General features: G+C 32.1%; 13 protein-coding genes and 1 tRNA gene. 11 read left to right on the top strand and 3 right to left on the bottom strand.

The genetic code is table 11. From position 1 onward, the window contains the following. Positions 1 to 101: 101 nt before the first annotated feature. Complete coding sequence (locus ACODSB_RS02090; RefSeq protein ID WP_488935822.1) at positions 102 to 869, top strand: nitrilase family protein; 768 nt, start codon at positions 102 to 104, stop codon at positions 867 to 869. On the opposite strand, the gene ACODSB_RS02095 is transcribed toward ACODSB_RS02090, so the two are convergent. Beyond that, entirely contained in the window at positions 866 to 2,554 is a 1,689-nt protein-coding gene (locus ACODSB_RS02095) for an Ig-like domain-containing domain (protein ID WP_488935823.1), read from the bottom strand. The two genes, ACODSB_RS02090 and ACODSB_RS02095, sit on opposite strands and share 4 nt — an antisense overlap. 171 nt (positions 2,555 to 2,725) lie before the next feature. Between ACODSB_RS02095 and ACODSB_RS02100 the strand changes: the two genes are divergently transcribed. From ACODSB_RS02100 to ACODSB_RS02125, 6 genes are all read left to right on the top strand, one after another. Beyond that, on the top strand, positions 2,726 to 3,730 hold the full coding sequence (locus ACODSB_RS02100) for a hypothetical protein (protein WP_488935824.1): 1,005 nt from the start codon (positions 2,726 to 2,728) through the stop codon (positions 3,728 to 3,730). Beyond that, positions 3,690 to 6,047, top strand: a complete 2,358-nt coding sequence (locus tag ACODSB_RS02105) for a hypothetical protein (RefSeq protein ID WP_488935825.1) — start codon at positions 3,690 to 3,692, stop codon at positions 6,045 to 6,047. Before ACODSB_RS02100 ends, ACODSB_RS02105 begins: the two co-directional genes overlap by 41 nt. A 9-nt stretch (positions 6,048 to 6,056) precedes the next feature. Continuing rightward, positions 6,057 to 6,461 carry a methylmalonyl-CoA epimerase gene (mce, locus tag ACODSB_RS02110; RefSeq protein ID WP_256636270.1) on the top strand — a complete coding sequence of 135 codons (405 nt, stop codon included), beginning with the start codon at positions 6,057 to 6,059 and terminating at the stop codon, positions 6,459 to 6,461. Positions 6,462 to 6,607: 146 nt separating this feature from the next. Next, positions 6,608 to 6,681, top strand: a tRNA-Ile gene (locus ACODSB_RS02115). Positions 6,682 to 6,957: 276 nt separating this feature from the next. After that, complete coding sequence (locus ACODSB_RS02120) at positions 6,958 to 7,314, top strand: XRE family transcriptional regulator (RefSeq protein ID WP_488935826.1); 357 nt, start codon at positions 6,958 to 6,960, stop codon at positions 7,312 to 7,314. Between the two features lie 162 nt (positions 7,315 to 7,476). Further along, positions 7,477 to 7,917: a very short patch repair endonuclease gene (locus tag ACODSB_RS02125; RefSeq protein ID WP_488935827.1), complete on the top strand. Its 441-nt coding sequence runs from the start codon at positions 7,477 to 7,479 to the stop codon at positions 7,915 to 7,917. A 4-nt stretch (positions 7,918 to 7,921) separates the two neighbouring features. Here the strand turns inward: ACODSB_RS02125 and dcm are convergent, their stop codons facing one another. Continuing rightward, positions 7,922 to 8,911, bottom strand: a complete 990-nt coding sequence (gene dcm, locus ACODSB_RS02130; protein WP_488935828.1) for a DNA (cytosine-5-)-methyltransferase — start codon at positions 8,909 to 8,911, stop codon at positions 7,922 to 7,924. 608 nt (positions 8,912 to 9,519) lie between these two features. On the opposite strand from dcm, the gene ACODSB_RS02135 reads away from it, so the two are divergent. After that, a complete protein-coding gene (locus ACODSB_RS02135) occupies positions 9,520 to 9,723 on the top strand; it encodes a hypothetical protein (RefSeq protein WP_488935829.1) in 204 nt (67 codons plus the stop codon). A gap of 34 nt (positions 9,724 to 9,757) precedes the next feature. Here ACODSB_RS02135 and ACODSB_RS02140 read toward each other — a convergent pair whose 3' ends face one another. After that, positions 9,758 to 10,348: a riboflavin synthase gene (locus ACODSB_RS02140; protein WP_256636249.1), complete on the bottom strand. Its 591-nt coding sequence runs from the start codon at positions 10,346 to 10,348 to the stop codon at positions 9,758 to 9,760. A gap of 57 nt (positions 10,349 to 10,405) precedes the next feature. Between ACODSB_RS02140 and pdxA the strand changes: the two genes are divergently transcribed. From pdxA to rpmF, 3 genes are all read left to right on the top strand, one after another. Then, positions 10,406 to 11,455 carry a 4-hydroxythreonine-4-phosphate dehydrogenase PdxA gene (pdxA, locus tag ACODSB_RS02145; RefSeq protein WP_488935830.1) on the top strand — a complete coding sequence of 350 codons (1,050 nt, stop codon included), beginning with the start codon at positions 10,406 to 10,408 and terminating at the stop codon, positions 11,453 to 11,455. 105 nt (positions 11,456 to 11,560) lie between these two features. Beyond that, positions 11,561 to 12,103 (top strand): YceD family protein, encoded by a 543-nt coding sequence (locus tag ACODSB_RS02150; RefSeq protein WP_053473306.1) that lies wholly within the window; start codon positions 11,561 to 11,563, stop codon positions 12,101 to 12,103. Between the two features lie 9 nt (positions 12,104 to 12,112). Then, positions 12,113 to 12,307: a 50S ribosomal protein L32 gene (gene rpmF / locus ACODSB_RS02155; protein ID WP_008465217.1), complete on the top strand. Its 195-nt coding sequence runs from the start codon at positions 12,113 to 12,115 to the stop codon at positions 12,305 to 12,307. The last annotated feature ends 152 nt before the right edge of the window (positions 12,308 to 12,459 follow it).

Genomic DNA, 12,459 nt, shown 5'->3' on the forward strand with positions numbered 1-12,459 from the left:
CTTAAAAACATTTGATTTTTAAAGGCCTTTTGAGAAAATTTTGCAAAATGAGCTTTTTCATTAAAAAAATAATTTTGGCTGAAAATTCGTATTTTTGAAAAATGAAAATCGCACTTATTCAATCAGAATTGGTTTGGGAAGAGGCTTCTGCAAACAGAAAAAACTTTGAATCGAAAATAAAACAGATCAATCAGCAGGTCAATTTGATTGTTTTGCCTGAGATGTTTTCGACAGGATTTACTATGAATCCTTCGGCAGTTGCAGAAACCATGGAAGGGGAAACCATTTCGTGGATGAAAACTGTTGCGAAAGAAAAAAATAGTGCCGTGACGGGAAGTTTGGTTATTACCGAAAATGGCAATTATTATAATAGAATGTTTTTTATTTTTCCGTCGGGAGAAATGCAGTATTATGACAAACGCCATTTATTTTCATTAGCCGGCGAAGACAAATTCTATACCGCCGGAACTCAAAAAGTAATGGTGGATTATCTGGATTGGAAAATCTGCCTGCAGGTTTGCTATGATTTGCGTTTTCCGGTTTTCGTGCGCAATGTCGAAAATTACGATTTACTTTTATATGTGGCTAACTGGCCAAAAGTACGCACCAACGCTTGGGACGCTTTGCTTAAAGCTCGCGCCATTGAAAACCTAAGTTATGTTGTGGGTGTAAACAGAATTGGACTTGACGCCAATAATTACGAACATACAGGACATTCGCAGGTTGTTGACTTTTTAGGAAATTACATTTTAGAACCACAAGAAACAGAAGGCGTTTTTGTGGTTGATTTAGATAAAAATGAAATGCTGGAAACCCGAAAAAAGCTCGATTTTTTAAGCGACAAAGATATTTTTGAGATTAAAATCTAGAAAGCTTTTCGCTGTTTTTCCTCTTTTTTCCTTTTTTTCTCGTCTTCTTTTTTCTCTATTTCGGGACTGTAAGGAATACTTAAATCTACGCTTTGATCAACGTCCCAATTGCTGCGGACATCAACTTCCTGCTGATAATAGAAAACTTCTTCGGCGTATCGTTTGTCGAGAAAACTTCCGGCATCGTACATTTTGTTTTTATTATCGTCGTAAATAATCCTAACCGTAAACTGAGTTGGCACTAATAAATTGAATTCAATTTTGGTATTTCCTTCAGAATATTCGCTGGCCAAAACTTCATCGCCTTTTTTGTTTGTTATTTCAACAATTATTGGGAAACGTTTTACGTTTTTCAAATTCAAAACTAAGTTTCCGTAATCAGCAGCCTCTTTTGTGGATAGTTTGTACGATAAAGTATCGTTTGTTTTTTCATAGAAATCAGTCAGCGCGCCCGGAAAAAATGTAAAATTGTATTTTTCCTGTGGTTCTTTTTTGAAATCAACATACAGCTTCTGATTGAATTCATCATATTCTGTAGTAAAATCAACCGCTGTCGAATCTTTATTAACTAATTTAATTTTCGTTTTATCAAACTTCACTAAAGGCGTTTCGGTTTCTAAAGTAAATCTTTCTCTAAAATTAATGATGCCATTTTGAACCGCTTTAATGTTCATCGTGTCCTTTTTCTGGTCTTTTACTTTAAAAGTAAATCTCTTTTTATACGTATCACGACTAACTTCTAACGATAAAGAATCGGCTTTTAAAGGTTTATACCAAACCTGAAGCGAATCTTTTTTAGGAAACTGCGTTACAATGGTTTCAAGAATCTGGTCGTTGTTTTTAAGGACAATTGTTGGTTTGTTGATCTTGAAATTTTGTTTTCCTTCATAAGGTAAAAGCAATCTGTTTCCTGATGCCTGAATTGGTTTTACCGCTTTTAACGGAAGTGTTTCCTTAAATAATTCCAAATCAAAAACCGTGTCATTTGGCACCGTAATAAAATGTTTAATAAACCCGATTTTATCATCTTTTGGGTTGTATTTATTATTGCTTGATTTATCTTTTAAAGCAACTAAAAGATATTTTCCGGCTTTTAAATTTTCAAATTCAAAAGTTCTTAAACTGTCTAAAGTATTGGTAACGTAACGCGGAAAATCTTTGTAAATAACAGAGTCTTTGTATTTGTCATTTGCTTCATACAACATTACAGAAACAAAATTATCTACCTTTTTTTCATACGAATCCTTAATGCTTCCTCTAAGTTTCAGCGAATCAATATAAGGTCCTGTTGAAAAAACATATTTAAACTGGTTTATCGCATTTCCTTCATTATTATCCGTAATACTTTGTCCAAAATTAAAGCTATACGTTGTGTTGGGCTGTAAAGTATCTTTGATTTTTATGTTTAAAAATTTACTAACGCCAGTTGGATAAATCAACGGCTCATTTTTCATTGGAGGGGAAATAACAAGCTGTTTGTTGAGGTTTTTCAACTTTACATATTCATCAAAAACCAATGTAATTTCGTTTCCTTTAAAATCAGTACTGAAATTTTTAGGAGTACTCGAAACCAAAACAGGAGCCAATGTATCTTTTAATCCGCCAGTTATACTGCCTCTTTTGGCGCAGCTCATCATTAATAATACCAATAAAAATGAAATGTATTTGAGTTTGCTTTTAAACATAGCGGTTTTTAAATTTGATTGCACAAAATAACAATTATATTTGCTTTAATTGAAATTTTTTGGCCATTTATTAGGATTTACAGCTTTTAGATTTACTTCTTTTTTTGAATAAGAAATAAACAATAGGCTATAATTTCTTACTTTTGAGTTCAAATATAATTTCCTTCGGTTTTGATAAAAAGAATTTTCTTGGTTTTAATGGTTGTTTTGTTTTCTGCCTGCAGTAAAAATGACAAACCTGTAATTGCTTTTTATTATTGGAAAACCAATTTGAAATTTTCTCAAACAGAAAAGGAAGTTTTAAAAGAGAATGACGTTCACAAGCTGTATGTTCGTTATTTTGATATCGGACTTCATCCTGAAACGCAATCTCCAATTCCCATAAGTCCAATCCATTTTCAGGAAAATACCCAAAATTTTGAAATTGTTCCCGTGGTTTTTATTCAGAATAAAGTAATGCTGCAAACTAATCTTGATATTGAAGATCTGGCTGAAAAGACAATTCATTTAATTGATGAAATAAATAAAAAGAATAAAATCAATTATACCGAAATCCAAATCGACTGCGACTGGACCTTAAACAGTAAAGACAATTATTTGAAGTTTATTGAGAAGATTAAGACGCTTTCGCAGAAAAAACTCTCAGCAACAATCAGGCTTCATCAGGTAAAATATTTCAGAAAAACTAAAATCCCAAATGTAGATCACGGCGTTTTGATGTTTTACAATATGGGAAGTATTGCGCCAGATTCGTTAAATTCTATTTACAGCCAGAAAATCTCAGACAATTATTTGAAGAGTTTAAAGAAATATCCGCTCGATCTGGATTATGCATTGCCAATATATTCGTGGGCGGTTCATATCAGAAATAATAAAGTTGTTGGACTTCGTTCGAAACTGAATTTCAGCGAACTCAAAAAGGATAAAAACTTTGTTCAGATAAATTCCATTTTTTTTAAAGCCAGACAATCAAATTATAAAAATGGTGTTTATTATGAAGAAAACGATCTCCTTAAAATAGAATCCATTTCTGCCGATGATTTAAAAGAAATGGGAGAAGATTTAAGCGAAAATTCGGCGAAAGCCCCAAAAGAAATTATATTTTACGATTTAGACGAATTCAATTTAAAAAGTTATGAAAAGAATATTTTTGAGCAAGTTGTTTCTTGTTTCTAGTGCCACAATACTTTCGGTTTACGGAATACTATATGCCTGCGGCGGAGGTGACGATTGGGATTTTTTTGGATACAATTCTAATTTCACGCCCGAAACTTTTGCAGATAAATCATATTCACCCTTGTTTTTGGCCGGAGATATTTTTTATGGAGTTGGTTTTGATACCAAACACAATTCGCGTTTCAATGAAAATATAAAATCAGATTGGGGAACTTATCTAAAAGGTGTTGTTGATACTACAACGGTAAATTATTTTTTAATTGGAGATGATAAGCCAAGATATTATTCTGATGAAAAAAACACCATTAAAAACAAAGAAGAAATTACAGACCTTCATGTCTTCTATAAAAACAAAAAGCAAAATGCTTCCTCTGTAAAATGGGGCAAAAAGATGCCGTTGAAAGATGCAAAGGTGAAAAGCTTTGTAGAGTTTTTGTATCTGGCTCAAAAAATTGAAACGGTTTCAATTGGAGAAGATTATTGGAGTTACGATCCTGTTGTGGCAAAGACTTTTAATGATTTGCAAATGATTCAGTCTATCGAAAATGTTTACAACACGACTGCCGATCCATTTTTGAAAAACAGATATTGGTTTCTAACGATGAAAGCCCGTTTTTACAGTAACAGCAAACAAAAAGCAATTGACTTTTTTAATAAAACCGAAAGTTCTGTTCCTAAAAATGTATTGTATTATCGTGCACTTTCGTACGTTGCCGGAATCAATTATCAGCAGAAAAAATATGCAGTTTCTAATTATTTGTATGCACAGGTTTTTGACAAATGCCCGGAATTAAGAATTGTAACGGCGTATAGTTTTCATCCAAAAAATGAAGCGGACTGGACAAAATCGCTGGCAATGGCAAAAAATAATAAAGAGAAAGCGGCGCTTTGGGCCATTCACGGATTTTATAAAGATGAAAAACAAGCGATTGAAAAGATTTATGATTTAGATCCAAAAAGTGAACATTTAAATTATCTGGCAACGAGATTGGTAAACAAACAAGAACAGGCGCTTAATAATTCATTTCAGCAAAAAGCAGAAGAAAATCAGCCGGTGAAAAACCAGACAGTTGCCGAAAATAAAACCGAAAATCAATCTAAAATAGATAAAAGTGCTTTTGATTTAATTGCCAAAATTTCGGCAGCAGATAATACGGCAAGGCCTTATTTATGGGATTTATCTTTGGGTTATTTACAGACTTTAAAAGGTGAATATACAAATGCTGATAAAAGTTTTGATAAAGCAGTAAAAACACTTCCTAAAACAGAATTGGCGGGAATGCAGTTGCGTTTATTGCGCTTTGTAAATAATTTGAATAAAATTGATAAACTGACGGATAAAAACGAGAAAACAATTCTGTCAGATTTAAACTGGCTGTATTATGAACTTCCAAAAACATATAAAGAAGGAGAGTTTCGTTATCAAAATGCTTCTTCGTGGAGCAGAAGTTATTTGTCTGCACTTTATAAAGGAAAATCAGATCCGGTAATGTCGGAGATTTTTGGGGAATCTCGTTACAGTTACTGGAATGACGGAAATGCTTTTTATGACAATGAAAAAAATCTGCTGGATATAAAAACATTTTTAGCAAAGCCGAATAAAACCGAAATCGAGAAAATTGGTGCGGGAATTTATAGTTTGAAATTGAAAGATATCAGTAATTTTCAGGCGGTTCAGGCGACTTTTAAAAATAAAATTCCCGAAGCAATTGCTTTTATGAAGGAAACAGATTCTGTTCAATATTATAAATTTTTAGGGAATCCGTTTAACGGAAGTATTAAAGATTGTCACGATTGTGATCATACAGCGTATCAAAAAAAGAAATATACTTTTATTGATTTTCTAAATACGGTAAAAGAAATGCAGGATAAACTGGCTCAAAAAGAAGATGTTTACACGAATAGTTTGTTGCTTGGAAATGCATTTTACAATATTTCGCATTTTGGAAACGGAAGAACTTTTTATGAAATTAGTATTGTAGGTTACGGTTCAAGTCCGTATTCGTTTAGAGATTCGATGAAAAAAATGATCACCAATTGTGATGTTTCTAAAATCTATTATCAAAAAGCACTGCAGGCGGCAACAACAAAAGAGCAAAAAGCAAAATGTGTTTATTTGATTTCGAAATGTGAGCGAAACGAATATTATAATAATAAATACAATAATGTTACAAATTGGTGGAGTATTGAAGACGATAAAATTAATTTTATTGCCTGGAATGGTTTTAAAACTTTAAAAAAGGATTATTCAGACACTCAATATTATAAGGATGTAATTGCTGAATGCGGTTATTTTAATACTTACATTAATCAATAATAGAAAGTCATGGTTAATAAAATAGAACATATCGGAATCGCGGTAAAAAATATGGATGATGCAAATGTATTGTTCGAAAAAATGCTTGGCGTTCCCTCTTATAAAATGGAAGCGGTAGAAAGCGAAGGTGTTTTGACCTCGTTTTTTCAAACAGGAAATAACAAGATTGAGCTTTTAGTGGCGACAAATCCCGAAAGTCCAATTGCAAAGTTTCTGGAAAAGAAAGGAGAAGGAATTCATCACATCGCTTTTGATGTTGATGATATTCATGCCGAAATTTCCCGTTTAAAAAATGAAGGTTTTGTGCTGATAAATGAAGTTCCGAAGAAAGGTGCCGACAATAAATTGGTGGTTTTCCTGCATCCAAAGAACACAAATGGCGTTTTGGTTGAGCTTTGTCAGGAAATTAAATAAAAAATATCACTTTTTGTTTTTAAATAAGGTCTTGAAAATCAATCTTGTTTTGAATACTGGGACTTTGAATTGAAATTAAATGCAAATCATGTCTTAAAATATTTGGAGTGAACGAAAAATAGTAGTAATATTGCATCCTCTAAACCGGTCCTATAGCTCAGCTGGTTAGAGCACCTGACTCATAATCAGGTGGTCCCTGGTTCGAGCCCAGGTGGGACCACTTCTTTAGAAATAGAAAGCCTTTACAGAAATTGTAAAGGCTTTTTTGTTTTCTTACGACAAAGGATTTATATACATCTATTCCAATTCTTTAAAAGAGAAGCTTCTTCAAAATATCGATAATATCTGACAAAAGAATGTTTTAAAGGATATTTTTCTATCTTTGAAAATCAGATTTTTTAATTCGCTCGGGCTTATATTTAGGGCTTTAGAAAAATTAATATTCATTATGGAACAAAAAATACATTAGGGAAGAAACGTAAAACGTTTCAGAGAAATGCTTAATATAAAGCAAGAGGCATTGGCTTATGATTTGGGAGAAGACTGGAACCAAAAGAAAATTTCTCTACTGGAGCAGAAAGATGTAATTGAAGAAAATCTGCTGAAACAAATTTCTGCTGTATTAAAGATTCCTGTTGAAGCCTTTCAGAATTTTGATGAGGAGCAGGCAATTAATATCATTTCAAATATTTTTCACGATGAAGCATTTATCGGTAATTCTGGTGGTACTTATAATGTTAATCCATTACAAGAAATTTTAAAGCTTCACGAAGAAAAAATTAGTCTGTATGAGAGAATGCTAAAAGAGAAAGATGAAATGATGCAAAGGCTTGAAAAGCTAATCAATAAATAATTTAGGAATAAATCTTATTCAAAAAGCCTTTACAGAAATGTAAAGGCTTTTTTGTTTTTAGACTTGTTGGTTTTTAAGAAGTTGGATTGGTTTTTTGTACACCTTTAAAAGAAAAATAAAGTAACTTTATCTTTCAAAGACAATTTTAATCTTCACAAAACAATGGATAATTTAACTCCCGAACAACGGAGAAAAAATATGCAGGCTATAAAAAGCACGGCAACTACGCAGGAAGTCAGGCTTGCCAAAGCGTTGTGGGAATTAGGTTATCGCTATCGAAAGAACAATAAAAAGATATTTGGTAAACCGGATTTGACTTTTGCTAAATATAAAATCGCCATTTTTATTGACAGCGAATTTTTCCATGGCAAAGATTGGGAAACGCAGCAATTGCGAATCAAATCAAATCGTGACTATTGGATTCCTAAAATCGAACGAAATAGGAAACGTGATATTGAAGTCAACGCTTTTTTGATTGCTGAAAAATGGAAAGTGATTCGGTTTTGGAGTAAAGAAGTTCAAAAAGAATTAAATACTTGTGTGGCAAAAATTCAGCAAGAAATTGAATCCTCAAAAATAAAAACAGAAGAAAAAAAGAGTTGAAATTTTATACTTTTTCTTTCTTCTTTACTTTTGCTTCGACTTTTTCAATAACCTTAAAAATTTCTTCAGCCAGTCTTTGAATAACCGGCATGCTAACCGAATTCCCAGCTTGTTTATATAAGCTTGAATTTGAAATTGCAGGCAGTTTATAATCATCAGGAAAGCCCTGAAGTCTAAAACATTCTCTTGGAGTCAGTTTTCTAAAACCAAAATCGGTTGTAATGATCGGAACGTTGTGTCCGCCCGTTCCCATATTGGCAGTTAGAGTAGGGCATAAGCCAGATTTATTTTCTCTAACATATTGTCTTCTAAATTGATAGATGTGATTCTTGTTTACAATCGCTTCCTTCAATTTGTTGTACATATACTTCTCTTCGCCATAATAAAATTTATCAGAAACTTTTTCTGTAATAATTAAATCTTTAATAGACTTCGTTAATTGTTCCTTTTCGGGAAATTTAAACTTGAAACTTTTATTATTTAAGAAGTCTTTATCAAAAGCAATCATGAAAAGTCGTTCTCTGTTATGCGGAGTATTTCCAAAATCTTTGGTATTTAAAATAGAGCTGTCAAAAGTATAATTGCGTTTTTTTATTTCGCTTTTTATAACTTTTAATGTGTTCCCTTTATCGTGCCCTTTTAGATTTTTAACATTTTCAAGAAAAACCACTTTAGGCCTAATTTCATCTATAAAATCCAGAATTTTAAAAAAATGATTTCCTCTTCTGTCATCAAAACCTTTTCGGTGACCGGCAAGTGAAAAAGGCTGACAGGGAAAACCGCCAGTTAAAATGTCTACTTTTTCAATAGTTGTTACATCAAGATCCATGACGTCGCCTTCAATAAGATTATGTTTGAAATTGTTTCTGTAGGTAACGCAGGCTTTTTTGTCAAATTCATTGGCCCATTTCAAATTAAAACCCGCTTTTTCAAAACCTAAACATATACCGCCTACGCCTGCATACAAACTTCCAACTGTATATTTATTTTTCATTTATTAATAGCTGTTTTTGACTCAAAAAGATGTCTTAAGATCTTTTGTTATGAATTTATTGAATGCAAATATATTAATTCAGAAATATTGGATTGTTCTAAGAATTTGAAAAAGAAAGAATTTAATATTTTTTCAGCGTTTTAAACTACAGTTCTTTCTGACTTATTGAAATTAAGCCAATTTTTTTAAAAAAAATATCTGGCTGCGTTTTTTAAGAAATTTTAAAGTCTTGCTTAAACCCTCTTTTGATTTTAAAATTTGAGTTTTTGTACAATAAATATCTGAAATACAGAGTTTAATATATGTTTTGTGACTAAGGAAAATGAAAAAGATAAATAGATTTTTAGATGTTTTTTATCTGAATTTTGTTATTTTTAGAACTAAATCCTTGAGTATTACGTATATTATTTTTACATCACTTTATTGATTTTAAAGTTGTTTTTTTGTAAAAATCGTATACTTTTGCCAAAGAATTTCCGTGTAGATAACATTTTTGTGATGTATCTCTATAAAAATATTTGCCCCTAGTATTATTTATTGAATTTCAGCACGTTTAACCTATGAAGATAAGGAATATATTATTAGCACTTTTTTTAATTGTATCGAGTGTGTCGGTCACTTTAGCTGACAACACGCCGCCACCGCCGCCGCAAGCAGCTAAAACATCAGGGACGTCAGGAACAGCTGATGATGATGATATAACGCCTCCAGGTTTGCCAATTAATGATCATATACCGTATCTAATTGCAGCAGGATTCGTTTTAGGAATGACAATTATATACCGAAACAAAATAAAAAAAGCTTCAATTTAAATCGAAGCTTTTTTTATGCAGTAATTTTTCTTGATTATTTGTTAATCGCGTAGAGTCTTGAAATGTATTTTCCAACAACATCAAACTCTAAATTTATTTTAGTACCTACTTTGAAATCTTTAAAATTGGTATTTTCAAAAGTATAAGGGATTATCGAAACGCTAAATTCGTTTGTTTTAGAATTTACAACAGTTAAACTGACTCCGTTTACGGTAATCGATCCTTTTTCAATTGTAATATTATTTAAGGTTTGATCGTATTCAAAAGTATAATTCCAGCTTCCGTTTGCTTCTTCAATCTTGGTACATGTTCCCGTTTGGTCTACGTGGCCCTGAACAATATGTCCGTCAAGGCGGTCGCCAAGCTTCATTCCTCTTTCTAAATTTACAATATCATTAGCTTTCCAGTCGCCAATATTGGTTTTTAAAATTGTTTCTTCAATAGCAGTAACAGTATAGTGTGAATCTTTTATAGCAACAACCGTAAGGCATATTCCGTTATGCGAAACGCTTTGGTCAATTTTTAATTCGTTAGTGATCGAAGACTCAACAGTAACATGCAGATTGTTTTTGTCTTTTTGTATTTCGTGGATTCTTCCAAGGGTTTCAATAATTCCTGTAAACATTGTAGTTTTATTTTACTAAATTTGCACATCAAAATTAGTAATAAATAAGCTGAGCTCATGAATAAAAAAGCAGAAAATATAATTGTTGGAATTTCAGTTGGAGATTTAAACGGTATTGGAAGCGAAGTTATACTAAAAACATTCGAAGATTCCCGAATGTTAGAATTGTGTACACCTGTTATTTTTGCAAATGCTAAAATCCTTTCTTTCGTTAAAAAAAGTTTTACTTCGACCGTGCAGTTTCATGGTGTTGATAAATTAGATCAGGTAATTCCGGGGAAAGTAAATGTATTGAATCTTTGGAGAGAAGGAGTAGATATTAATTTAGGTACAAACAATGAAAAAATTGGCGAGTACGCAATAAAATCTTTTGTAGCAGCGACTAAAGCTTTAAAAGAAGGTTCTGTTGATGTTTTAGTTACAGCGCCAATTAATAAATATAATATTCAGTCAGAAGATTTTAAATTTCCTGGACACACAGATTATCTGGATCAGGAATTAGAAGGAAATGCATTGATGATGATGGTTCAGGATAATTTAAGAGTTGGTTTGTTGACAGATCATGTGCCGTTAAATGAAGTTTCATCTCATTTAACAGAAGAATTAATTACCAGAAAAATCGAAACAATCAGAAAATCTCTAATTCAGGATTTTAGTATAGTAAAACCAAAAATTGCAGTTTTAGGATTAAATCCGCATAGCGGCGACGGCGGAGTTATTGGAAAAGAAGAAGATTTGATTTTAAAACCAGTTTTGAAGAAAATATTTGACAGCGGTACTATGGTTTTTGGGCCATTTTCTGCCGATGGATTTTTTGGAAGCGGTCAATATGAAAAATATGATGCTATTGTAGCAACGTATCACGATCAGGGATTGATTCCTTTTAAGACGCTTTCATTTGGAAAAGGAGTTAATTATACTGCCGGACTAAATAAGGTTAGAACATCGCCAGATCACGGCACAGCATATGATATTGCTGGAAAAGACATGGCCGATTTTAATTCGTTTAAAGAAGCAGTTTACCTTGCGCTAGATATTTTTCGCTCGCGTAATCAGTATGAGGAGATTAGCGAAAAGCCTCTTAAAATAAAAGAAAAACAGTTATAAACAAAAAAAGGTGAATAAGATTATTAGATTTATAATAATTTTATATCTTTGCACCCCAATTCAGATATGTAGTTTTGTATTTGAATTAAACAAATTGATGTTGAAATGAGCAAATCAAAAGAATTTTTAATTCCTTTTATAGGGTTAAAGCTGGGAAAACACCATTTTGAGTATCAAATAAATAACACGTTCTTTAAGGACTTTGACTATGAAGAGTTTCAAAGTTCAGATATTAAAGTGAATTTGGTTTTCGATAAGAAAAGCAACATGTTAGAGTTAGAATTCAAACACAAAGGGACTGTAAATGTACCTTGTGATTTAACCGGCGAAGACTTTGATTTACCTATTAAGGGGAAAATGAAGTTAATTGTTCGTTTTGGAGATGAGTTCAATAATGATAATGAAGAATTGTTGATTTTGCCACATGGAGAACATGAATTAGATGTGTCACAATACATTTATGAAATGATTGCACTTTCAGTGCCTCAAAAAAGAATTCATCCTGGCGTTAAAGACGGAACATTACAAACCGAAGCTTTAACAAAATTGAATGAATTAAGTGTAAAAGAACAGAAGGAAGAGAGTAATAAAGAAGAAGATATTGACCCGCGTTGGGAAAAATTAAAGAAACTATTAACGGATAAATAATATAGTAAAATGGCACATCCTAAGAGAAAAACCTCGAAAACAAGAAGAGATAAGAGAAGAACACATTATAAAGCTACTGTAGCTCAAATCGCTACATGTCCTATTACAGGTGAGGCACATTTATACCACAGAGCTTACTGGCATGAAGGTAAAATGTACTACAGAGGGCAAGTTGTTATCGATAAATCTGAAGCGGTTGCTTAATACGTTTTTGTAAATTATACTGGAACTCTCACATAGTGAGAGTTTTTTTTGTTGGTTATAATTTTCGTTTTTTAAGAAAATACAGGCAAATTCGCTTCGTTTTTTTTTGTAATTTTCAAGTCTTTTAAAAATTTTTCAAATAATAATATTTG

The sequence above is a fragment of the Flavobacterium sp. FG68 genome, from assembly GCF_057808895.1.